Genomic DNA, 22,663 nt, shown 5'->3' on the forward strand with positions numbered 1-22,663 from the left:
CTTAGACGATCGTGAGCGTCACGTCGATGTTGCCGCGCGTGGCGTTCGAGTACGGGCACACGATATGGGCCTTGTCGACGAGCGCCTGGGCGGCTGCGCGATCCATGCCGGGCAACGAAATCTTCAGTTCGACTTCGATGCCGAAGCCATTCGGAATCTGGCCGATGCCGACATTGCCGGTGATCGAGACATCGGCGGGCAGGGCAATCTTGTCGCGCGCCGAGACGAACTTCATTGCGCCGATGAAGCATGCGCTGTAGCCCGCGGCGAACAGCTGCTCGGGGTTCGTGCCGTCGCCGCCCGCGCCGCCGAGTTCGCGCGGCGTGGTGAGCTTGAGGTCCAGGTTGCTGGCGGGAATGACGGCACGGCCGTCGCGGCCGCCGGTGACGTTGGCTTCGGCGCGGTAGAGGACTTTTTCGATCGACATGACAGGCTCCTTTGAGCAAAGACGGTTCGTTGAAGGTACGGCGGAGTACGGCATTCAATTTACTGATGCAAGGCGACAGCCATGTGCACCAGGGTCCAGCAGAAGAGCGGCGCTTGCGAATTTCCGGTCGTCAGTTTTTGTATTCTATCTATTGCCAGATAGATTTCCGGCCGTCGAAACACGTTCATGATGCTCCTCTTTCTAGCTATCTATCAGAAGATAGAATTCGCGGCCCGATAAAGGGGGCGCTGAGCCGCCCCGTGTTTCAGGCCAGAGTACGTTACTGAGCCACGCGCCACATGGCTTCGACATCTTCGAGGCGCGACTTCGTATGGAACAGCCGGCTCGCCAGGACGCTGCCCTGCAAGGCCGCGAACAACGTACGGGCCGAGCTTTCCGGCTTGCCCCGCACGACCAGCGTGCCTTCTTTCGCGCCTTGAGCCAGCACCTCGGCCAGCCAGCTTTCGTTGGCGCGGAAGAACGCCTGCACAGCGTGACGCACAGTTTCCGGCAGTGATTCGATGTCGGCGGCCAGCATGCCGCACAGACAGATCTGGTTGCCGTCGCCCAGCGTCTTGCCGAAGAGCCGCGTGTACGTAGCGAGCTTTTCGCGCGCCGGCAGCGCCGCGTCGATCGACTGCAATCCCGCCATGACTTCGCCGCTGTACTGGCTCACCGCTTCGAGCACCAGGTCGTCTTTCGACGGGAAGTAATAGTGGATGCTCGACGTTTTCACGCCCACCAGTTCTGACAGGTCGCGGTAGCTGAACCCGTTGTAGCCGCGCAGCATCATGAGGGTGATGGCGTGGTCGAGAACCTGCTCCCGCACTGTCAGCTTCGTGTTCATGGGCTCCAATTTATCTACTGGAAGATAGTTTGTCAAGCGCCTCACGAAATAAATCGCGGGCCGCCGGGCGCGACCTTGTGGCCGCGTCCGGCGGGGCGGCGTCAGATCCCGCGATGCCCGGCGCTGAAAATGAGGCGCAGGCCCAAGGCCCCGATCGCGCCGGCCGCAACGCGGTCGATCCAGCTCTTGGCGCGCAGATAGAGATCGCGCGGACGCTGGCTCGAAAAGCACAGCGCGACGACCGTGTACCAGCCGGTTTCGATCGCGAAGACGAGCGGTGGCAACGCGAAGTAGCACCACAGCGGCGGGTTATGCGGCAGCAGCGCGACGAAGATGCCGCCGTAGGCAATGGCCGTTTTCGGGTTGCTGAGCTGGGTGGTGAGGCCGCTCCAGTACGACTTGCCGGGGCGCTCGCCGGGTGCGGCCGTCCTGCTCACCGTGACGGGCGAGCCCGCGCCGCGCCAGATGCGCGAAGCGATATAGAGCAGATAGGCGCCGCCTGCGATCTTGAGCGCGGCGTACAGCCAGGCCACGGTGGCAAGCAGGGTGTAGAGCCCGGCGAGTGCGATGCCCGCGAAGCAGATCGCACCCGTGCCCATGCCGAGCGCGGTGGCGACGCCGTCGCGGCGCGAGAGACCGATCGAGTTGCGCGCGACGAGCACGAAGCTCGGCCCGGGGCTCATGGCCCCGATCAGGACAGCGAGGAGAATGCTGGCAACGGCGGCGAGGGGAGACATGCTGGCGGCTCCATGCGGGTGGGCATTTCGAACACTAACACGCGCGCAGATGCGCCGCGGGGATTCCTCACTGGCGCCGGGGGATCGTGCCGGCCGCCCGAATAGTGCTTAGTTATCTTGAGCGATTGGGCTTGTCGCGCTCGCGATTCCAGTGGCGCAGCAGCACGCGCGTTTGTTCCGCGATGCTCTCTTTCAGAAAATCGGCCTTCGCCCTGTCGATGTCGTCCCAGCCGAGCATCGAGAGCGTGGAGCGGCGGGCGATGAAGAAAAGCAGAAACTGCCCATACAGGCTGAACATGCGCACCACGGTGAGCGGATCGCGGGCCGGCATGCCGGTAATGCGTTCGAGCAGTTCCACGTTGATGGTGTTCAGCGGCGAGCGCACGCGCTCACGCAGGATTTCCGAGCCGATCTCCGGTTCGCCGCCGCCCTGTTCGCGCGCGAAGAAGAGACGCTGGTCCGGCCCGTGCTGCTTGACGAAGGAACGGTCGGCCACGGCCGACTGGATGTCGATGAAGGCGTCGATCAGCGCTTCGACGTCCGCGTTGTGCTCGAGCGCTTCGCGTGCACGCAGCACGGCCGGCGCGAACGATTGCCACGATTCGTCGGCGATCGACTCCGCGCAGGCGCGATAGAGGCCTTCCTTGTTCTCGAAGTAATACTGCAGCGCCGGCGCGTTCACGCCCGCGCGCGCGGCGATGTCGCGCGTGGAGGCGCCGTCGAAGCCGTGCTGCCCGAACAGGCTGATGGCCGCCTCGATGATCTTGCGACGTGTCTCGTCGCCACGCGCATAGCCTCCGTCGGGCGAGCGTCGCAGTTTCTTACCTTCGCTCATGCATTTCCTTTCGTATCCCTGCGAAATATAACACTTGACACAATTTTTCCAGGTGGAATAATTTTGCCGACTGGAATAAATTGAGAATCAACAACATGTCTACGACTGCAGGCGCGCCCGGACGCGACGCGCCGGACGCCGCCGCTGCACCTGCGCGCAGCGGCGCGAAACGAACCCTTCTGATCCTGCTGGGACTGGCGGCGCTCATCGCCGCTGCGGTGTGGCTGGGCCACTGGTGGGTCGTCGGGCGCTTCATCGAATCCACTGACGACGCCTATCTGCAGGCCGACAGCGTGACGATCGCCCCGAAGGTGAGCGGCTATGTGACGGACGTCTACGTGGCCGACAACCAGGCCGTGAAAATGGGCGACCCGCTCGTGAAGCTCGACGCGCGCCAGTATCAGGTGGCCCTCGACCAGGCGCAGGCCACCGTCGATGCGCGCACAGCGGACATCGAGCATGCGCAGGCGCAGATCGAGCAGCAGCGGGCGAACGTCGCCCAGGCACAGGCGCAGCAGGAAGTCGCCCAGGTGAGCCTGCGCCACGCGAACGACGAAGTGGCGCGCTACGCGCCGCTCGCAGCCACGGGTGCAGAAACGACCGAACGGCTTGCCGAACTGAAGAGCGAACGCGACAAGGCGCAGGCCACGCTCGCCGCCGACGCAGCCGCCGTCACGTCCGCGCGCTCGCAGATCTCGGCGCTGAACGCGCAGCTCTCGCAGGCGCGCGCGCAGCTCGAGGCGGCGCGTGCGAACGCCGCGCAGTCGCAACTCGACCTCGACAATACCGTGGTGAAGAGCGCACTGGCGGGCCGCGTGGGCGACCGGACCGTCCGTGTGGGCCAGTACGTGCAGCCGGGCACGCGCATGCTGACCGTCGTGCCGGTGCAACGCACCTACCTCACGGCGAACTTCAAGGAAACGCAGATCGGCCGCATGCGTGCGGGCCAGCCCGTGGAGCTGCATGTCGACGCGCTGCCTGGCCACACGCTGCACGGCGTGGTGGACAGCTTCTCGCCGGGTACCGGCGCGCAGTTCGCGCTCTTGCCGCCCGAGAACGCCACCGGCAACTTCACGAAGATCGTGCAGCGCGTGCCGGTGCGCATCCGCCTCGATACCGGGCCCGAAACGCGCAGCGTGCTGCTGCCGGGCATGTCGGTGACCGTCGATGTCGACACGCGCTCCGCGCGTGAGGACGACCGCCGTATCGACCAAGAGAACCACCGTGGCTAATACGGCTCGCGCAGCGGTGCCGCATCCGCACGGCGAGCGCGCGAGCGCGGCCGACTGGATCGCCGTCGCGGCGGGTGCGCTGGGCGCATTGATGGCCACGCTCGACATTTCCATCACGAACTCGGCGCTGCCGCAGATCCAGGGGCAGATTGGCGCGACCGGCACCGAGGGTACGTGGATCTCCACGGGCTATCTGATGTCCGAGATCGTGATGATTCCGCTCGCCGCGTGGCTCACGCGGGTGTTCGGACTGCGAAATTTCCTGCTCGCGAACTCGGCGCTCTTCATCGCCTTTTCGATGATGTGCGGCTGGTCGACTACGCTCGGCATGATGATCGCCGGGCGTATCGGCCAAGGCTTCACGGGCGGCGCGATGATTCCGACCGGGCAGACCATCATCCGCACGCGCCTGCCGCTTTCGCAACTGCCCGTGGGCATGACGGTGTTCGGCCTGATCGTGCTGCTCGGCCCGCTGCTCGGGCCCGTGGTGGGCGGCTGGCTGGCGGAGAACATCAGCTGGAGCTGGTGCTTCTTCATCAATTTGCCGGTGTGTCTCGCACTCATCACGCTGCTTATCGTCGGCCTCGAGCCCGACCGGCCGCACTGGGAAGCCTTTCTCAAGGCGGACTGGCTCGGCATTGCCGGACTGGCAGTGGGCCTGAGTTCGCTAACCGTCGTGCTCGAGGAAGGCCAGCGCGAACGCTGGTTCGAGTCGAGCTTCATCGTCACGCTCACGTGGGTCTCGCTCGCGGGCATGGTGCTCATCGCGCTTTCGCAGTTCACCGCGAAAAAGCCGATTCTGCGTCTGTCGCTCATGCGCAATCCGCGCTATGCGAGCGTCATCGTCATCGTGTTTGCAGTCGGCGCCGGGCTTTACGGTATTTCGTATCTGCTGCCGCAGTTTCTGAGCCTCGTCGCCGGCTACAACGCGCAGCAGTCCGGCGCGATCATGCTGCTTTCGGGGCTGCCCGCTTTCCTCGTGATGCCGATTCTGCCGCGCTTGCTAGCCAAGGTGGACTTTCGCATCCTGGTGGTGTCCGGGCTGCTGCTCTTCACGTTGAGTTGCATGCTCGACATTTCGCTCACGGCGCAGAGCGTCGGTCACGATTTCGTCTGGTCGCAGCTCGTACGCGGCGTCGCGCAAATGCTCGCGATGATGCCGCTGAACCAGGCGTCGATGGCGGCGGTGTCGCGCGAAGATTCCGGCGACGCGGCCGGCCTCTACAACATGGCGCGCAATCTGGGCGGCTCGGTGGGTCTTGCGATCATCGGCACGCTCATCGACCGGCGCGAGACGTTCCATACCGCCGTGCTGCGCGAATCGCTCAGCGCCAATTCGATCATCGGCCAGGAGCGCGTGGCCGGGAGCGCGGCCAGCTGGTTCACGCAGACGGGCGACATGGCGCATTCGCAAATGCAGGCGCTCGGCCAGATCGCGGCGCAGATCACGCAGCAATCGATGGTCATCACGTACTCCGAAACATTCTGGGTGCTTGGCATCGCGCTGGCGACGTGCGTGCCGCTCGCGCTCCTGCTCAAGAAGCCGCAGCCTGGCGCACAAACGCCGTCTGGCGGCCACTGAAGATTATCACTGACTCATGACGGCAACCCGTTACTCCCGAATCTCCTACGCCGCGCTGAGCGCGTTCGCGGCCGCCTGCTCGCTGGCCGCCTGCACCGTCGGCCCCGACTATCACGGCGCACCGGCCGTCGCGCCGGAAGCGGCGAACGCCGCTTCGTTCCTGCGCACGCCCGCGCAAGGCGTGACGCCCGCGCGTGCACCGAGCCAATGGTGGCTTGCGCTGAACGACCCGCAACTGAACACGCTGATCGAAGCGGCGCTTGCCCACAATCCCGATGTGCGCGCGGCGCAGGCGCGTCTGCGCGCTTCGCGCGCGCAACTGCAGCAGCAACGCGCCGCCGAACTGCCGAAGGTCGGCGCGAGCGCGGCGGCGATCCGCATGCGTGAGCCCAACCTGGGCGCCTTGACGTCGTCGAGCAGCAGCTCGGGTCAGGGCGGCTCTTCGGGCGGCGGCCCGATCACGTTCTACACGGCGGGCTTCGATGCCTCGTGGGAAATCGACCTGTTCGGCGGCACGCGCCGCGCCGTGGAAGCAGCGAGCGACGAGGCCGATGCCGTGGACGCCGATCTTGCGGATACCCAGGTATCGCTCGCGGCCGAAGTCGCGCAGGCCTATATCGACCTGCGCGACGAGCAGCAGCGCCTGACCATCGCGCAGCGCACGGCGCAACTGCAGCAGGAGATGCTCACGCTCACCGAGCAGCGCCGCGCGGGCGGTACGGCGGCCGAGGTGGACGTGGAGCGGCTCACCACCCAGGTGGAGAACACGCGCTCCACGATTACGCCGCTCGCGGCGCAAGTGGAAATATCGTTGGATCAACTGGCCGTGCTCACCGGCAAGGCGCCCGGCGCGCTGGATGCGGAACTGGCGACGGCGCAGCCGCTGCCCACGCTGCCCGCCAGCGTGCCCGTGAGCGATCCCACCACGATGCTCGCGCAGCGTCCCGATATTCGCGCGGCGGAGCGCCGCCTCGCCTCGAGCAACGCGCAGATCGGCGAGCACGTGGCGGATTTTCTGCCCAAGCTCACGCTGTTCGGCGACCTCGGCTTTACGGCCGCGGAGCCGGGGCACCTGTTCCGCAAGACCAATTTCAGCTGGGTTGGGGCGCCGTATCTGCAGTGGAACGTGTTCGACTTCGGGCGCACGCTGGGCGCGGTGCACGGCGCGCAAGCTTCGCGCGACGAAGCCGAAGCGCATTACGAGAAGGCCGTCCTCGCGGCGTTGCAGGACGCCAACGCGTCGCTCTCGCGCTATGGCTATCAGCGCGAGCATCTGGTGACTTTGCAGAAGGTGCAGGTTTCTGCCGAGCGTTCGGCGACGCTCATGCGCCAGCGCTACCGCGCGGGGGCGTCGAGCCTCGTCGACCTGCTCGACACGCAGCGCACGGAATTCGCCGCGCAGCAGAACGTGGTGTCGGGCCAGGCCGATTTGCTCAAGGACTTCGTGTCGCTGCAGAAGAGCCTCGGTCTCGGCTGGCAGACCACTGCGGCAGCCACGGTCGCGACAGCCGCCCCTCCGGGCTAACCGGGTTCGGCAGGCGCATGCTCGTGCACGGCCGGCTCACGATAGCCGAGCCGCGCCGAGATCGCCGCGCCCGCGCGCTTGAGCAGGGCGATGTAGCGCGCTTTCGTATCCGCGCCGCAGCGCATGGTCGGAAACGAGATCGAGAGGCCGGCGTTGCGGGCGGCAACGGTGCTCCGGGCCTCGCGGCATCGTCAACGGCGGGCGCGGCGGTGGCGAATCCGGCCATCATCGGCGAGATGATTCCGCGTTTCGGACCGCTCGTGCCGGCGGCGACGGCGATGGTCGCCACCGCCTGCCCCGTGACCGCGATCCTCGTGCCGATGCTCGCGTCAGCTGCGTGCCTCGCCGCGTGCCATGCTGGCGAGCACGCCGTCACGGCGAATGAGCGCGTGAAAAAGCGCGGCGCCCAGATGCAACAGCACGGTCGCGTAGAGCGCCATCGCAAGCCATGTATGCGCGGCGCGCAGCCATGCATAGAGCGTGACGTTATGCGGCACGATGGGCGGCAGGTGCACGCCGCCGAACATCACGATGGGATAGCCGCCCGCGGATAGCATCGACCAGCCGATCAGCGGCATGGCGATCATCAACGCATAGAGGACGAGATGCGAGGCGTGCGCGCCGAGGCGCTGCCAGACGGGCAGATCGGCCGGCAGGGGCGGCACGCCGTGCGTGAGCCGCACGGCCAGGCGCAGCAGCACGAGCGCGAGCAGCGCGATGCCCAGCGGCCGGTGGAGCGCGATCAAGGTGTCATGCAGCCTCGAGACGGTCGAGACCATCCCTACGCCGACGAACAGCATCGTAACGATCAGGACTGCCATCGACCAGTGAAGCAGGCGCTGGAGTGCGCTGAAGTGTTGGCCCGGTTGTTTCATGGCTGCGCGTCTCCATGCGTTTGCGTGAGGTTGGCCTCTTCACGCGTGCGTCGATTGAACGAAACGGCATACGCTGCCGAACGGGCGGCGAGCAAGGGGTCGTCCGAAGGCTTCAGGCCGTTGGGCAGGATGGTCGGATCGTAGTTCACGTCGCGGCACATGCCGTTGGCTTGCGGCTCGGCGCGCTGCAAGACCAGCGTGCCGGCGTCGATCTGCTGGCGGTCCGCGGGCCATGACAGCGTGGCGTCGTTCGTGGGGTCGCCCGGTGCGGCGACCGCGAGCACCAGATGCCAGCGTAGCGGTCCTCCGGCGAAACGCGTGGAGAAGTCGTCGGCGAGGAAGTTCGGATTGGCCTTTTCTGCCGCGGTTTGCGGTGCATAAGCCACTTCGGGCACGGTCTGCCAGCGCACGGCGTGCTGGTTGCCCGCGGCATCGGTCGCGATGAACGCGTTGACGCTGTAGAACGCCGTATTCGCGAAACTGGAGGAGGGCGGGTGCGCCTTGAGCCACTGGCGGAACGGCAGCGTTTCCGGGTTCGCCTGGAAGAAGGCGTCGAGCTTCGCGGGATCGGGCTTGCCCGTCGCCGGGTCCGGCTTCGAGGCGACTAGCTGGCTATAGAACTGCTTCGGGGTGCGAACGACGAAGATGGGCACGGAATTCATGCCGGTGCGCCACTGCTCGCCGTCCTGCAGCTGGAACAGCAACGCCATGCTGCGCACGGGCGTGCTCGCGTCCGGCGCGCCGGGGTTGCTGCCGGGAATGGCGAAGCGTCCGATCACGGGTGTGCGTCCTGGCGCGAACACCGCTGCTCGCGAGACCTGCGCGCCGTTGCCGTTGCTTTCGAACCAGCCTTCCACGCAAAGCCCCTTGGCGTGGTTGCGCCGATAGCCCGTGTGGATGCCGTAGTTCGACTCGAACGTATTGATGATATGTGGCGCGGTGATGCGCTTCGGCGTGAGCCAGCCGGCCGTCCATGCAAATGCCGCGCCAGCGCAACCCACCACCACCGCAATGGCCGCGAGCCGGCACGGCACGCAGATCGAGGCGCGGTTCACGGGCGGGCTCCGGTGCGCATGCGCCGCAACGCATGCGAAAGCGAAATGTGTGCGAGTGTATGCATGATGGATCCAGTCGATGGGGTCCGAGGGTCGTTACTGGCGTCAACAACACGTCGCCGCGTTTTATTCCATGCGCGACGCGAATTCGTGCAACCATGCCCGGGCGGTCGTGGTTACCGTGCCGAAAGCGTTGAGCATGCGAGGTGTGCGAAGGAGAGAGCGATGCTGACTGGCGGCTGTTCATGCGGCAAGGTCCGCTACCAGATTTCGGCTGCGCCGGTCGGCAGCACGGTATGCCATTGCGCGGATTGCCGGCGTGCAACAGGTGCGCCGTTCGTCGGCTGGCTCAGCGTGCCGTGGAGTGCGTTCCGGCTCGTTGCGGGCGCAACGAAAACGCATGCGTCGAGTCCGGGTGTCGAGCGCGCGTTCTGCGCCGATTGTGGCACGCCGCTCACATACCGGCACGCGGCGTTCGTGGGCGAGATCGACATCGCGACCGGCACGCTCGATCGTCCCGACGACGCGCCGCCCGACAATCACAGCTGGACCTCGCAAAAGCTGGCCTGGGTGCAGCTCGCGGACGGCTTGCCGCAATATCCGCGTGCGCTTCCCGGACCGTAAGCGGAAAGCGCGCGCGTCTTTAGCGTGCAGCGATCAACGATGCTCGGTCACGAACTTCGTGACGAGATAGGCTTCCATCGCTTCGCTCCCGCCTTCAGAGCCGTAACCCGAATCCTTCACGCCGCCGAACGGCGTTTCCGGCAGGGCGAGGCCGTGGTGGTTGATCGACAGCATGCCGGTTTCCACGTCGTCGGAGAGAGCGGCCGAAGTCGCGCTCGAACGTGTGTAGGCATACGCGGCGAGGCCGTACGGCAGCCGGTTCGCTTCGACGATCGCATCCTTGTAGCTCGAGAAACGCGAGATCGGCGCGATCGGGCCGAACGGCTCTTCGTTCATGATGCGCGCGGAAAGCGGCACGTCGGTGAGCACGGTCGGCGCGAAGAAGTAGCCTTCGCGGCCCACGCGTTCGCCGCCCGTCAGCACCTTCGCGCCCTGTTCGCGCGCGTCGGCGACGAGGCGCTCCATGGCGGCGAGGCGGCGGTCGTTCGCGAGCGGGCCCATTTGCACGCCGTCTTCGAGACCGTTGCCCACCTTGATCGCGCGCGTCGTCGCGACGAAATGCTCGACGAACTCGTCGTATGCGGCGTCCTCCACCATGAAGCGCGTGGGCGAGATGCACACCTGGCCCGCGTTGCGGAACTTGGCGCTCGCGAGCAGCTTGGCGGCGCGCGGCACGTCCGCGTCGGCGAAGACGATGGCGGGGGCGTGGCCGCCCAGTTCCATCGTGGCGCGCTTCATGTGTTCGCCGGCCTTCGAGGCGAGCAGCTTGCCCACCGGCGTCGAGCCCGTGAACGAAATCTTGCGGATCGCCGGATGCGCGATCAGGTACGACGACACTTCCGCGGGCACGCCGAACACGAGGTTCAGCACGCCTGCGGGCAGGCCCGCGTCGGCGAATACCTTCACGAGTTCGGCGCAGCTGGCCGGCGTTTCTTCCGGTCCCTTGAGCACGACGGTACAGCCCGAGGCGAGCGCGGCCGACACCTTGCGCACGGCCTGATTGAGCGGGAAGTTCCAGGGCGTGAACGCGGCGACCGGACCCACCGGCTCGCGCGTGACGATCTGGCGAACGGCGTCAGTACGCGAGGGAATCACGCGGCCATAGGTGCGGCGGCCTTCTTCGGCGAACCAGTCGATCGTGTCGCCGCCCGCGAGCGTTTCGAGCTTCGCTTCGCCAAACGGCTTGCCCTGCTCGCGCGTCATGATCGCGGCGATGTCGTCTGCGCGATCGCGCAGCAATTGCGCGGCGCGGCGCATGAGCTTGCTGCGCTCGAGCGGCGAGACCTTGCGCCATTCGCGGAAGGCGCGCTCGGCCGCGCTGGCCGCATCCGAAAGATCCTGTTCGCTTGCGAGGCTCAGGCGGCCGATTTCCGCTTCGGTCGCGGGGTCGATCACAGCAATCGTCTTCGCGCCGGCGCGCCATGCGCCGTCGATGTAGATCTGGGTGTCGGGATAGGGCTTCACGCTGGAACTCATGATGGGACGATCCTTGTCAACGGTTCAACGACAGGCGCCCGCCTGCGCGCACGGCAATGCGCGCGGCGGGCGCCGGAAAATGCGGAGCGCCCATTGTGCCACTGCTTCGCCGAGGCTGCAGGGCGTGCCATTGTGAAGGGTGCGTTGGCCCCTTTTACCCACACTTTGAGACGCAGTGCATCCGCTGCGCGAGGGCAAAAAAAAACGGCGCCTGAAGGCGCCGCAACCAGAGAAACAGAAAAGCAATCGTCAGACCTTCGTTCTGTGCTGGGCTTCAGCTCAGCTTCGTGACCGGCGCAACGGCCGCCGGATCGCTGATGCTCGGCCGGCCGTTCTCGATGTGTCCGGCGAAGCGCCAGGCAAACGTCGCGTCGTCTCGGCTCGTGACCGTGAGGTCGTACCAGTGATGGCTCGAGGCAAGAACCCAGACTTCGTCGATTTGCGCGCCGGCCGGCACGACGACGTTGCGCTCGTGCGCGCCATAGGCGTTGTCGGTCACGTTCAGGTGCGCGACGCTGCTGCCCGCGTTCGAGAACCTGAGGAAGAGGTTGCCGTTGGCCACGTCGTAATGCGCCGTCACGGCAGGCGCCGGTGCGCGGCCCGACTTGCCCGGACCCGATTGCGCGGCCGTACCCGCAAAGCGGCGCAAGAAGCCGTTCGGGCCATGCACCTCGAACGCATAGACGCCGTTCGTCACGGTGAGGTCCCACGTGTCGTCGAGCGACTTGCCCGCTTCGACCGTATAGCGCCACGGGCCGTCACTGCGGTTCGTGCCGTACACGTAGAAGTGCGCGCCCTGGCGGCCCTTGTTCGCGAACGTGATCGACAGCGTGTTGTTCTGCGCTTCGGCCTTCCCGTTCACATGAAGCTCGTAGGGCAGCGCACGCGCGTAGCGCACGCCGGGCTCCTGCGCGTCGATCGGCAGCGGCGTGGCCGGCACCGTGGGCGCCGAATTGGCCGAGCACTGCTTGTCGGCGAGCGCCATGTAGTTGCTCGTGTCGGGCAGCGTGGGCATCGTGGCGTCGGGCGTGCGGAAGTCGAAGCACGTGGTGAGGTCGCCGCACACCGCGCGGCGCCACGCTGTGATGTTGGGCTCCTGCACACCGAAACGCGCCTCGATGAAGCGGATCACCGACGTGTGGTCGAACACCTGCGAGCAGACGAAGCCGCCCTTGGTCCACGGCGAGACGACCGTCATCGGCACGCGCGGTCCGAGACCATAGGGCAGGCCGTCGGCAGTGTACTTGCCGCCGCGCAGCGGGTTGACCACGTTGTGGATCTCGCCGTCCACGCTCACCGTCGACTTGCCCTGCGCGGACGTCGTGGGCGGCTGCGGCGGCACGATGTGGTCGAAGAAGCCGTCGTTCTCGTCATACATGATGAAGAGCACGGTCTTGCTCCACACATCGGGATTCGAAGTCAGCGCTTCGATGATCTGCGAAGTGTATTCGGCGCCATAGGCCGGGGTGTACTTCGGATGCTCCGAGAACGCCGCGGGGGGCAGCAGCCATGAGACTTGCGGCAAATTGTTCTGGAGTACGTCGTTTTTGAGGTCGGCGATGGTGCGCACCGTTTGCGCGCGCTGGTAGAGCGCCGAGCCGGGTTGCGCGTTGATGAAGTTCGCGAAATTCTGCAGGATGTTCGTGCCGTAGTTGCCGTTCAGCGGGTCGCTGCCGTTCGTGCCCTGCTGGTAGATCTGCCAGGAGATGCCGGCGGCCTGCAGGCGCTCGGGGTAGGTCGTCCACGAAAGCAGTTGATACGTGGGGGGCACGTCGCCGTCCACGAAGTCGTTGTTGTCGAGTAGCGGGCCGCCCATCGTGCCGGTCGGATCGACCATGCCGGTCATGAGATACGAGCGGTTCGGGTGCGTTGGGCCAGGCAGCGAGCAGAAGTAGTTGTCGCACACCGTGAAGGCGTCGGCCAGCGCGTAGTGGAACGGAATGTCCGCGCGAAGGTAATAACCCATCGTCATGTCGGTCTTGTACTGCGGCCACTGGTTGTACAGACCGTTGTTGATTGCGTACTGCGTCGGGTACCACGAGTGGTCGAGGTCGCCCACGCATTGCGCGCTCGTCTTGAACGTGTCGAGGTGGAACGGCAGCACGGGCTTCGTGGCGTCTTCTTTCGACGGCTGGTACCACACCGGCAGGCCGCCCGGCAGCGCAATGGGCAGGCGGTCGTTATAGCCGCGTACGCCGCGCATATGGCCGAAGTAGTGGTCGAACGAACGGTTCTCCTGCATGAACACGACGATGTGCTCGACATCGCGGATCGTGCCGGTGCGCGAATTGGCCGGAATGGCCAGCGCATTGCGGATCGATTCGGGAAGAACGGTCATCGCTGCGGCGGCGGCGCCCGATTGCGCGACGGTCTGCAGGAAACGGCGACGGCTGTTTGACGTCATTGTTGCTCACCTTTCTGCTTGGGTTGGAGTGTCGTGCCCGACGGCGTACTCGCACAAGGGCACGCAGGTGCAATGCTTCAATGGCTGGATGTTGCGGGACTGCTGGAATCGTTGCCGTTGCTGGCCTGGGTCTGCGCGCTGTCTCCCGGCGCGTAGCTCAAGACCGGCGTGACCTGGTCGCTGTCGGCGGCGAGGCTGGCCTGTGCGCCTTGCACGGGGTCGCTCGCGTTGTTCGTGGCGGTGGCCGCGTTCGCGCCGTAAGCGGGTATGGCGCTCGGGTTCGCCGAAGTGTCGGTCGAGGCGTTCGCCGACGCATTCGCCGCCGTGTTCGTGTCGGTCGGCAGCGGCGATATGCGCGCGCTATTCGCCAACGGCGATTGCGATGGCGTTGCGGCGCTCTGGCTTTCCGATGGATCAGCCGTCGACGAAGCTGCCGACGAGCCGTCGCCCGGGCCGCATGCAGCGAGCATGATGGTTGCGAGTACAACGATCGCCGCGGTCGACAGGGTCGTCGACACGCGGTTGGGAAGGCGTATTCTCATGTGCGCATCCGTTCTGTGGGGATGGGTCGCGCACAGTTTCGCCGTCGATGAAGAAAGAATTGTGAAATGCACGAAAACGTTTGCACACGATGAATTTTCTTTGCAAACGTGCCGTGCGATAACCAATCGCTGCCGATCGCCAGTTAACGAAATCCTTTCACTTTCCAGAGCCGGTTTCGTGAGCGGGACGCAGCACGTCGGTCGCGCGATGCGGCATCTCGACTTGCTCGATCAGGAACACTTCGCCGCGCGAGTGCTCCGCGCGCAGCGGCAGGATCGCCTGATAGGCGCTCGAGCGATACCACGCGCGCGCGATCTCGCGGTTCGCGAATTCGATCATGATGAGGTCGCCGGAAAACTTGCCCTCGAGCCGCTCCACGCGTCCTCCGTGAATGATGAAGCGGCCGCCGAAAGGGGCGAGCGTGGCGTCGATCTTCTCCAGATATTCGACGATGGCGGGGCAAGGTTCGACGTCGCGCAGATGGGCAATGGCGTAGGCGGTCATGGCAGGTCTCGTGAGCGTGAAAGGGTGGGGCCACGCTTGCGAGAATAGGGCGCGCCGGGCAGGGAATCGATTACCTGGGAGGTAAAGACCGCGGGAGCGGCGCCTTAGGCTGATGGCGTGCCGCGGAGTAAAATACCCACCATCCGCACTCCGGATCGAGACGCTTTCGTTTTCCGCCACCGCCGCCATGAACCCGTCACCCGAGAATAAACCCGCGCGCAAGCAGCCGCCCACGTGGCTGCTGAACACCCTCACTGCGCTAGTGGGCGTACTCACGCTCGCGCTGGGTATTGGCTGGATCGTCTACAAGTGGGTCGTCGATCTGGAGATTCCGTACTTCGCCATTCCGCTCGTCATGTGCGTGCCGGTGATCGCCGCCGTGGCGTTCCGCAACATCTGGGATTGAGGCGCGCGAGCGCCTCCCTCATCCCCCGAAATCCCGCGGATTTTCAAACGCCGAAGCGCTCCGCGCATGCCGCGCGCACGCGCTCCACAACAGCGCTCCACGCCTCGTTCATACGCTGGCGGAACAGGCGCATCGTGCCCGGATACCACGGCGAGTCTTCGCGCTCGTGCATCCAGCGCCAGTCGAGGTCGTACTGCGGCAGCAGCACCCAGCACGGTTTGCCGAGCGACGCCGTCAGATGCGCCGTGGACGTATCCACGCAAATCACGAGATCGAGCTGCGCGATGATCGCCGCGGTATCGACGAAATCGCGCACGTCGGTGCCAAGGTGCAGCAGCGGCAGGCTCGCGGGCGGATTCTGCGCCTCGTCTTCTCCCTGACCTTTTTGCAGGCTCACGAACTGCACGCCCGGCAGGTTCCAGAGCGGGGCGAGCGCGGCCAGCGAGGGCAGCGAGCGGTGCGCGTCGTTGAAATGCTTCGGATTGCCCTTCCAGATGATGCCGATGCGCGGGCCCGGCGCGAGCGTGGCGAGGCGCGCCCTCCAGTGATCGACGAGCGCGGGCTCGGGCGTATAGATGAGCGGCGCGGGGATGGTCTCCAGCGTCGTGCCCAGGCGATGGGGCACGCTGATCGGGCTCACCCAGTAGTCGAACTGGCCGGCTGCCGCTGCGCCGGCTTCATGGCCCAGCACGGCGTCGATGCCGTCCACGCTGCGAAAGAGCCGCTGCAGGGGCGGCTGGCAGGCGAACGCGACGTGCGTCGCGCCCTGTTCCTTGAGCAGGCGCGCGTAGCGCCCGAATTGCAGCATGTCGCCGAGGCCGTCCTCCTGCCATAGCAGCAGCGATTTGCCGGCGAGCGGCTCGCCCTGCCAGCCGGGACACTGGAGCAGACGTTGCGTCGCGTGATGCACGAAGCCGGGCATGGTGTAGCGGCATTCGTAGCGCGAGAAGCCTTCTTCGAAGCGGCCCATGCTGATGAGTAGCGTGGCGAGGCGGAACTTCGCGTCGCCGTATTCCGGGTTCGCGTCGAGCGCGCGGCGGTAGCCGGCCTCGGCTTCGTCGAGCCGGCCGTATTCCTTGTGCAGGCTCGCGATATTGAAGTGCGCCTCGGCGAAATCGGGCCGCACGGCGATGGCTTCCTGGAGCACGTCGAGCGCTTCGGCGCGGCGCCCCAGCGCCATCAGCACACAGGCGAGATTGTTATACGCCTCGACGCGGCCCGGCAGGCGGCGCAGCGTCTCGCGATACGCCGCTTCGGCCTCGGGCATCCGTTCGAGCGTATGCAGCGCGACGCCGAGGTTGTACTGCGCTTCGGCGTGATTCGGCGCGAGTGCGAGCGTCTGGCGAAAAGCCGTCTCCGCCTCGGGTACGCGCTTGAGGTCGGTGAGCACGCAACCCAGGTTGTTCAGCGCATCGACGAAATTGGGGCGAATCTGCAGCGCGAGGCGCACCGCGAGTTCCGCTTCGGCGAGCTTGCCGGACGCCTTGAGCAGCGTGGCGAGATTGTTGAGCGCCTCCGGATACTGCGGGTGGATCAGCAGGGCCTGGCGAAAAGCTTCGGCGGCTTCGTCGCCGCGTGCCTGATCCCGCAGCAGTGTGCCCAGCGCGTTGTACGCCTTCGCATGACGCGCATTCGCCGCGACGGCGCCGCGAAACGCGCTTTCGGCTTCTGCGTGGCGGCCTTGTCCCTGCAGCAGGAGGCCGAGGTTGTAGTGGGCGTCGGCGTGATCTGGGCGGTCCACGAGCACGGCGCGAAAGGCGGCTTCCGCTTCGGCGTGGCGCGTCTGGCGCTGCAGGACGACGCCCAGGTTGCTGCGTGCGTCGGCGTCGGCGGGCGTGAGGCTCAGCAGCCGTTCATAGAGCGACTGGGCCTGATCGAGGACGCCGAGCGCCGCGAAGAGTGCAGCGAGGCCGCTGTACGCCTGCGCGAAGTCGGGTTTTGCCGCGAGGCAGCGCTGCCACAACGCCTGAGCGCGCGCCGCGTCGCCCGTACCCATGGCGCTCAGGGCCGCGAGATTGAGCGCCGGCGCGAGCGCGGCGTCGTCCATTGCATCGGGTTGGCCGCCGACATGCGGTTCCAGCAACGCGAGTGCGTCGGCGAAGCGGTGCGCTTCGCAATGCGCATTGGCTTCCCGCAGGATGTCGTCGGGGGCGGGCGCGAGGGGCGTCGACATGGTCACAGTGAAAATCGTAAGAGACGGGGCGCGACGCGTGGGCGACACGGACAATGCGGCAGTGTCGAGATTACGACAGCTCGTGCTCAGTCAACGGCGCGAATTGAGCGCATCCGGTGCGCTTATTCGGGCGATAAGCGCACCTGGCCCGCAAAAGCTTGCAGGTGGCTTGCAAAATGGAGCGAGCGCAGGGGTAGGCCGTAAGGGAGCGTTTGGGGCGCTTGCGCGCGCGGAAGGGGAATCGACGCCGTGGGCCGATCTCCCCGGTTGATTCGAATTCCGAACGATTTGCTATCGCGCGCGCCGAAACAGGCCGCGCGCGATGAAATGCATCAGGGCAGCAGTATTTGCCGCCCGACCACCTTGCCCCGCATGAGCGCTTCGAACGCCGCGTTGATTTCCGTGAGCGGCCGCGTGGAGACGGGCGAGGGCTGCATCTTGCCTTCGCGCATCAGCGTCACGAGTTCGCGCAACTCGGGCAGCGTGCCCACGTAGCTGCCCTCGATCCTCAACGGCCGCATCGGGATCACGGGCAGCGAGAGCGTGAGGTCGCCGCCCATCAGCCCGACGATCACCACGTGGCCGCCGCGCGCGCAGGAGTCGAGCGCGAGCTTGACGGTGGGCGTCGCGCCGACGAGGTCGAGCACCGCGCGTGCGCCGCCGCCCGTTGCCGCGATAATTTGCTGCACGACGTCGTCCGCGCGCGCATCGATTGCCGCGAGCGCGCCCGCCGCAAGCGCGGCTTCGCGCTTCGCGGGGTCCACGTCCACGACGATCGCGCCCTGTGCGCCCATCGCCTTGAGCACTTCGAGCGCCATCATACCGAGGCCGCCCGCGCCGATCACGACCACGGGGCCTTCATGGATGCGCGCGCCGAACTTCTTCACCGCCGAATACGTCGTCACGCCCGCGCAGGCGAGCGGCGCGGCCTTGACGGGATCGAGGCCGGCGAGATCCACGAGATAGCGCGGATGCGGCACGATCACGTAATCGGCAAAGCCGCCGTCGCGCAGCACGCCAAGCGATTGCGGCTTCGCGCAGATGTTCTCTTCGCCGCGCTCGCAGGCCGCGCATGCGCCGCAGCCGATCCACGGATGCACCACTACCGACGTGCCCGCCGGGAGCGCTTCCGGTGCGCCTTGCGCGTCGGGGCCGAGCGCCGCAACCTCGCCGCAGATTTCATGACTCGGCGTGAGCGGCAGCTTGATGCCGCGGTCGGCGAGCGAGAGCTTCTTGCCGCCGCCCAGGTCGTAATAGCCCTCCCAGATGTGCAGATCGGAGTGGCACAGGCCCGCGGCCTTCACACGCAGCAATACCTCGGTGCCCTTGGGTTCGGGCACGTCGCGCTCGACCAGTTCGAGCGGCTTGCCGTGATGGATAACGCAGTAACAGCGCATTTGCATCGATGTCTCCGTGAGTGTTGTATACGGCGGCCATGCCCGGCCAGACGATTGCGGCGTCTTTGCATCATAGCCGATGCCGTCTAAATTCGTCCGATCGTTCTATTTTCTGCTGCTGCGCGCTTTGATTTGTCAGAAGGCCGGCATATGCGTTCGGTGCAGATCGTTGCATAGCTAACTATATTGGGTTATCCTGTGTGCATGTTCGATCATTGCCTTTACTTCAACACCACGGCGCTCGCGCGGCGCCTCGAGCGCGAATGGGCGCAAGCCTTCGAGTGCTTCGAGCTCACGCCGCCGCAGGGTTTCATGCTGCGCGCCGTGCTGGAGCGTCCCGGTTTGCCGCAGCGCGAACTGGCCGATCTGCTCTCCATCGCGCGCCCCACGGCCACGCGCGTGCTCGACGGCCTGGAGGCGCGCGGCTACGTTGAGCGCCAGCGCACGGATGGCGACGGCCGCGAAGTGGCGATCGTGCCCACGGCCCAGGCCATCGCGATTCGCGAAGCGCTCAATGCGGCGAGCGCGACGGTCGCGAGCCGCCTGAAGCGCACGCTCGGCGGGGAGGCGTTCGTGGATACGGTGTCGCGTCTGCGCACGGCGCGGGCCACGTTGGGCTGATGTCGGGCTGCAAACGTGCGGCACGCGTCATGCGCCGCCACGCTTCATTCAAAAGGGCATTAAAGAGTAGGGAGTGGCATCATGCGGCGCATTGGCGCTTTCTGTATTTCAACCTGGCTTGCGGCCGCGGTTCTTTTTCTCGGCCGCCATTCGGTGCCGTTGATGGCGCTCAGCGGTGTGATCGTATTCGCCGGCTTCGATCTTTTTCGTCCGGATTCGGGCGACCGGTAAAGCCGTGCTGCGAGCGCCCCGCATGATGCGCGGCGCTCGCGGTCCTTCACATTTACATCTCTTCGGCCCACGACATGTTCTCTCGCGCGAGCAGCGCCGACGATGCCGCCGGCCCGAACGTGCCCGCCGTGTAAGTGCGCGGGCGGTCGTTCAGCTCCTTCCAGCCGTCGAGAATCGGCTCGACCCACGTCCATGCGGCTTCCAGTTCGTCGCGACGCATGAAGTGCGTGAGGCGGCCGCGAATCACGTCGATCAGCAAGCGCTCGTAGGCTTCTGCGCGGCGCTCGGGGATGGCCTGCTGCAGGTCGAGATTCAGGCTCACGGGCAGCATGTTCATGCCGCTGCCCGGCTCCTTCGCGAGCATCTGCAGCTGGATCGACTCCTCCGGCTGCAGCTGGATCACGAGGCGGTTGCCGTAATTGCGCGGGCCGCTCGGGAAGATGGAGAACGGCAGGTCCGCGAATTCGATCACGATTTCCGACTGGCGCTTCTGCATGCGCTTGCCCGTGCGCAGGAAAAACGGCACGTTGGCCCAGCGCCAGTTGTTGATGTGCGCGCGCAGCGCGACGAACGTTTCCGCCTTGCTGTCGGCCGGCACGTTGTCTTCCTGCAGATAACCCTTCACGGGCTGGCCGTCCACGGCGCCTGCCGCGTACTGGCCGCGCACGGTGTCGCGTGCGATATCGGCGAGCGACATGGGGCGCAACGAGCGCAGCACCTTGAGCTTTTCGTCGCGCACGGCGTCCGGGTCGAGCGAGACGGGCGGTTCCATCGCCACGATGCACAGCAGTTGCAGCAGGTGGTTCTGCACCATGTCGCGCAGCGCGCCGGTGTGATCGTAGAAGCCCGCGCGGCTGCCCACGCCCACCGTTTCCGCCACCGTGATCTGCACGCTGCGGATATACGGCGCTTGCCATAGCGGCCCGAAGATCGGGTTGCCGAAGCGCAGCACCATCAGGTTCTGCACCGTTTCCTTGCCCAGATAGTGGTCGATCCGGTAGATCTGCGATTCGGAGAAGTGCCGGCCCACCGATTCGTTGATCTCCTGCGCCGAGGCGAGATCGTGGCCGAGCGGCTTTTCGAGCACCACACGCGAGCTGCCGTCGATCAGGCCGCCCGCCGTGAGGTTGTCGCAAATCGTCGTGAACAGTTCCGGCGAAGTCGAGAGATAGAACACGCGCAGGGCATGCTCGCGCGACGCCGCCTTCAGGTTCGCGTAATTGACGGGGTCGTTCACGTCGATGATCACGTACTGGAACAGGTTCAGGTAGCGGTCCCACGCTTGCGCATCGAACGCTTTCGCGTCGATGAACGGACGCGACTGCTCTTCCATGAACTTGCGATAGTCGTCGATCGTCCAGTTCTTGCGGCCCACGGCAATGATGCGCGTTTCCGGCGGCAGGTTGCCGTGCAGGTGCGCCATGTAGAGCGCGGGCAGCAGTTTGCGCGCGGCCAGGTCGCCTCCGCCGCCGAAAATGATCATGTCGACGGGCTGTTCGGGCAAGGCTTGGGCAGGCTGATTCGTCATGGCAGGTCGGAGGTGACGCGCGCTCGGGCAACGTTGTTGAGCACGACCGCTAGCGCGCGGTTGCAGAACCCGCACCCGGCGCAAGAGCGGGGTGCGGCGAAAACGCTAATGGTGCATGGTTTCGCGCGAGTTTGCACGCATGGCGCGAACGAGCCGTCGCGCGAGACGCCTATCGTCGATAAACCGACCGGCCGTTCATGCATCCATCGCCTGGCAGCGAGCCGATCCTTACCCGAGCCCCGGCACCGCCACGCCGAAGGTCGTGAGCACCAGCACGACATTGAGCGAGAGCACCGCGGCCGCGCCCGCCACGGCTGCCGCAGCCGTGAGCGCGCGGTTGCGATGGGACCCCATCACGTCGCCGCGACCCGTGAACCAGACGAGCGCGGCCATCGGGAACGGCAAGGCGAGGCTCAGCACGACCTGGCTCATGACGAGCGCGTCGGTGGCGTTCACGCCCAGCGCCACCACGACGAAACTCGGCACCATCGTCACCGCGCGGCGCAGCCACAGCGGAATGCGAAAGTTCACGAAGCCTTGCATGATCATCTGCCCCGCAAGCGTGCCGACCACCGAGCTCGAAATGCCCGAGGCGATCAGCGAAACGAGGAAGATGCTGGCGGCTGCCGCGCCCAGCAGCGGCGCGAGCGTGCGGTAGGCGGTCTCGATTTCGGCGACATCCGCGTAGCCCTGGTGGAACGCGCCGGAGGCCATCACCACCATCGCCATGTTGATGAGCCCGGCCACCGAAAGCGCGACCACGACCTCGACGTTAGAAAACTTCACGAGGCGCTTGCGCTCGGCGTCGTTGCGCGCAAGCACACGCGCCTGGGTGAGCCCCGAGTGCAGAAAGAGCGCATGCGGCATGACCGTGGCGCCGATGATGCCCACCGCGATCGTCACGGCTTGCGCGTCGGGCAGGCGTGGCGTGGCGAGGTGGCGCAGCAGGGTCTGCCACTCGATCGGCGTAATGAAAAGCTCCAGAACATAGCAAATGCCGATCACGCCCACGAGCGCGCCGATCAGCAATTCGAGCGGCCGGAAGCCCGCGCGCTGGAGAAACAGCAGCGCATAGGTCACGACAGCCGTGACTGCCATGCCCGCGAGCAGCGGCAGACGAAAGAGCAGCGCAAGGCCGATCGCGCCGCCCAGGAATTCGGCGAGATCGGTGGCCATGGCCGCGATCTCGCTCACGCCCCACATGAGCCACACGAGCGGCGCGGGCAGGCTGTCGCGGCACAGTTCGGCGAGATTGCGTCCCGTGGCGATGCCGAGCTTCGCGGAAAGCCCCTGAAACAGCATGGCGATGACGTTGGCGAGCAGCACGACCCAGAGCAGCGCGTAGCCGTAGCGCGCACCGGCCTGGATGTTGGTAGCGATATTGCCGGGGTCGATATACGCCACCGAGATGACCACGGCCGGACCCGCAAGCGGCAGCAGAAGGGCGACGCCGCGGCGGCGTCCTTCGAGCGCTTCGCGTACCGCGGCGGCCGTGTTGCGTGTGAGGCCGTCGGGGGCGCGCTGCACCTCGTCATCGCGGGCGCGATGATCCATGCAACTTCTCGCGCGGGCCGGGGTCAGAAGACGCAGCCCATCGCTCTGTGGCACGCATCGAGCAGGTGTGAATACGTTGAAAGTGCG

At 66.1% G+C, this 22,663-nt stretch carries 21 protein-coding genes and 2 pseudogenes; 8 read left to right on the forward strand and 15 right to left on the reverse strand.

Annotation, left to right across the window (positions count from 1 at the left end; translation table 11 throughout):
• Position 1 precedes the first annotated feature (1 nt).
• The 4 genes from AB4Y43_RS27100 to AB4Y43_RS27115 all read right to left on the reverse strand — a co-directional run bounded on the left by AB4Y43_RS27100 (position 2) and on the right by AB4Y43_RS27115 (position 2,846).
• A complete protein-coding gene (locus AB4Y43_RS27100) occupies positions 2-427 on the reverse strand; it encodes an organic hydroperoxide resistance protein (RefSeq protein WP_069266029.1) in 426 nt (141 codons plus the stop codon).
• A 280-nt stretch (positions 428-707) separates the two neighbouring features.
• Positions 708-1,274, reverse strand: coding sequence for a TetR/AcrR family transcriptional regulator (locus AB4Y43_RS27105; RefSeq protein ID WP_069266028.1), 567 nt, complete (start codon positions 1,272-1,274; stop codon positions 708-710).
• 101 nt (positions 1,275-1,375) lie between these two features.
• Positions 1,376-2,011 (reverse strand): LysE family translocator, encoded by a 636-nt coding sequence (locus AB4Y43_RS27110; protein WP_069266027.1) that lies wholly within the window; start codon positions 2,009-2,011, stop codon positions 1,376-1,378.
• Positions 2,012-2,123: 112 nt separating this feature from the next.
• The gene (locus AB4Y43_RS27115) at positions 2,124-2,846 is read right to left on the reverse strand and encodes a CerR family C-terminal domain-containing protein (protein ID WP_069266026.1); all 723 of its coding nucleotides are present in this window, start codon (positions 2,844-2,846) and stop codon (positions 2,124-2,126) included.
• A gap of 95 nt (positions 2,847-2,941) precedes the next feature.
• On the opposite strand from AB4Y43_RS27115, the gene AB4Y43_RS27120 reads away from it, so the two are divergent.
• The 3 genes from AB4Y43_RS27120 to AB4Y43_RS27130 are packed head-to-tail and all read left to right on the forward strand — an operon-like array spanning position 2,942 to position 7,185.
• Positions 2,942-4,078 (forward strand): HlyD family secretion protein, encoded by a 1,137-nt coding sequence (locus AB4Y43_RS27120; RefSeq protein WP_368685129.1) that lies wholly within the window; start codon positions 2,942-2,944, stop codon positions 4,076-4,078.
• A complete protein-coding gene (locus AB4Y43_RS27125; RefSeq protein ID WP_368729205.1) occupies positions 4,014-5,660 on the forward strand; it encodes an MDR family MFS transporter in 1,647 nt (548 codons plus the stop codon). Before AB4Y43_RS27120 ends, AB4Y43_RS27125 begins: the two co-directional genes overlap by 65 nt.
• A 16-nt stretch (positions 5,661-5,676) precedes the next feature.
• Complete coding sequence (locus AB4Y43_RS27130) at positions 5,677-7,185, forward strand: efflux transporter outer membrane subunit (protein WP_368729206.1); 1,509 nt, start codon at positions 5,677-5,679, stop codon at positions 7,183-7,185.
• Here the strand turns inward: AB4Y43_RS27130 and AB4Y43_RS27135 are convergent.
• Positions 7,182-7,337 (reverse strand): annotated as a pseudogene (locus AB4Y43_RS27135) (DNA-binding transcriptional regulator KdgR); the annotation flags it as partial. The gene AB4Y43_RS27130 and the pseudogene AB4Y43_RS27135 overlap by 4 nt on opposite strands.
• Here AB4Y43_RS27135 and AB4Y43_RS27140 point away from each other — a divergent pair.
• Positions 7,338-7,511, forward strand: a pseudogene (locus AB4Y43_RS27140) (2-keto-3-deoxygluconate permease); the annotation flags it as partial.
• A 3-nt stretch (positions 7,512-7,514) separates the two neighbouring features.
• On the opposite strand, the gene AB4Y43_RS27145 reads toward AB4Y43_RS27140, so the two are convergent.
• Entirely contained in the window at positions 7,515-8,060 is a 546-nt protein-coding gene (locus AB4Y43_RS27145) for a cytochrome b (RefSeq protein ID WP_368729207.1), read from the reverse strand.
• Positions 8,057-9,115, reverse strand: coding sequence for a catalase family peroxidase (locus AB4Y43_RS27150; RefSeq protein ID WP_368685133.1), 1,059 nt, complete (start codon positions 9,113-9,115; stop codon positions 8,057-8,059). Before AB4Y43_RS27150 ends, AB4Y43_RS27145 begins: the two co-directional genes overlap by 4 nt.
• Before the next feature lie 225 nt (positions 9,116-9,340).
• On the opposite strand from AB4Y43_RS27150, the gene AB4Y43_RS27155 reads away from it, so the two are divergent.
• On the forward strand, positions 9,341-9,739 hold the full coding sequence (locus AB4Y43_RS27155; protein WP_069266020.1) for a GFA family protein: 399 nt from the start codon (positions 9,341-9,343) through the stop codon (positions 9,737-9,739).
• Positions 9,740-9,772: 33 nt separating this feature from the next.
• On the opposite strand, the gene AB4Y43_RS27160 is transcribed toward AB4Y43_RS27155, so the two are convergent.
• The 4 genes from AB4Y43_RS27160 to AB4Y43_RS27175 form a co-directional block, all read right to left on the reverse strand.
• Positions 9,773-11,215: an NAD-dependent succinate-semialdehyde dehydrogenase gene (locus tag AB4Y43_RS27160; RefSeq protein ID WP_368729208.1), complete on the reverse strand. Its 1,443-nt coding sequence runs from the start codon at positions 11,213-11,215 to the stop codon at positions 9,773-9,775.
• Between the two features lie 274 nt (positions 11,216-11,489).
• Positions 11,490-13,619, reverse strand: a complete 2,130-nt coding sequence (locus AB4Y43_RS27165; protein WP_069266018.1) for a phosphocholine-specific phospholipase C — start codon at positions 13,617-13,619, stop codon at positions 11,490-11,492.
• 77 nt (positions 13,620-13,696) lie between these two features.
• Positions 13,697-14,161, reverse strand: a complete 465-nt coding sequence (locus AB4Y43_RS27170; RefSeq protein ID WP_368729209.1) for a hypothetical protein — start codon at positions 14,159-14,161, stop codon at positions 13,697-13,699.
• 157 nt (positions 14,162-14,318) lie between these two features.
• On the reverse strand, positions 14,319-14,666 hold the full coding sequence (locus AB4Y43_RS27175) for a DUF1330 domain-containing protein (protein WP_368729210.1): 348 nt from the start codon (positions 14,664-14,666) through the stop codon (positions 14,319-14,321).
• 187 nt (positions 14,667-14,853) lie between these two features.
• On the opposite strand from AB4Y43_RS27175, the gene AB4Y43_RS27180 reads away from it, so the two are divergent.
• Positions 14,854-15,072, forward strand: coding sequence for a hypothetical protein (locus tag AB4Y43_RS27180; RefSeq protein WP_028206128.1), 219 nt, complete (start codon positions 14,854-14,856; stop codon positions 15,070-15,072).
• A gap of 43 nt (positions 15,073-15,115) precedes the next feature.
• On the opposite strand, the gene AB4Y43_RS27185 is transcribed toward AB4Y43_RS27180, so the two are convergent.
• Both AB4Y43_RS27185 and AB4Y43_RS27190 read right to left on the reverse strand, forming a co-directional pair.
• Positions 15,116-17,245 carry a tetratricopeptide repeat protein gene (locus AB4Y43_RS27185; protein WP_368729211.1) on the reverse strand — a complete coding sequence of 710 codons (2,130 nt, stop codon included), beginning with the start codon at positions 17,243-17,245 and terminating at the stop codon, positions 15,116-15,118.
• A 332-nt stretch (positions 17,246-17,577) separates the two neighbouring features.
• Positions 17,578-18,642 carry an alcohol dehydrogenase gene (locus AB4Y43_RS27190; protein WP_368729229.1) on the reverse strand — a complete coding sequence of 355 codons (1,065 nt, stop codon included), beginning with the start codon at positions 18,640-18,642 and terminating at the stop codon, positions 17,578-17,580.
• 204 nt (positions 18,643-18,846) lie between these two features.
• Here AB4Y43_RS27190 and AB4Y43_RS27195 point away from each other — a divergent pair, with 204 nt between their 5' ends.
• Positions 18,847-19,263 carry a MarR family winged helix-turn-helix transcriptional regulator gene (locus AB4Y43_RS27195; protein ID WP_133180547.1) on the forward strand — a complete coding sequence of 139 codons (417 nt, stop codon included), beginning with the start codon at positions 18,847-18,849 and terminating at the stop codon, positions 19,261-19,263.
• A gap of 81 nt (positions 19,264-19,344) precedes the next feature.
• Entirely contained in the window at positions 19,345-19,494 is a 150-nt protein-coding gene (locus AB4Y43_RS27200; protein WP_176732918.1) for a hypothetical protein, read from the forward strand.
• Positions 19,495-19,546: 52 nt separating this feature from the next.
• On the opposite strand, the gene zwf is transcribed toward AB4Y43_RS27200, so the two are convergent.
• Together zwf and AB4Y43_RS27210 are read right to left on the reverse strand one after the other, a co-directional pair.
• Positions 19,547-21,022 (reverse strand): glucose-6-phosphate dehydrogenase, encoded by a 1,476-nt coding sequence (zwf, locus tag AB4Y43_RS27205; RefSeq protein ID WP_069266013.1) that lies wholly within the window; start codon positions 21,020-21,022, stop codon positions 19,547-19,549.
• Between the two features lie 228 nt (positions 21,023-21,250).
• On the reverse strand, positions 21,251-22,576 hold the full coding sequence (locus AB4Y43_RS27210; protein WP_368685139.1) for an Nramp family divalent metal transporter: 1,326 nt from the start codon (positions 22,574-22,576) through the stop codon (positions 21,251-21,253).
• Positions 22,577-22,663: the final 87 nt, after the last annotated feature.

The organism is Paraburkholderia sp. BR10872 (assembly GCF_040965835.1).
In the GTDB taxonomy this organism is placed as follows: Bacteria; Pseudomonadota; Gammaproteobacteria; order Burkholderiales; family Burkholderiaceae; genus Paraburkholderia; species Paraburkholderia nodosa_A.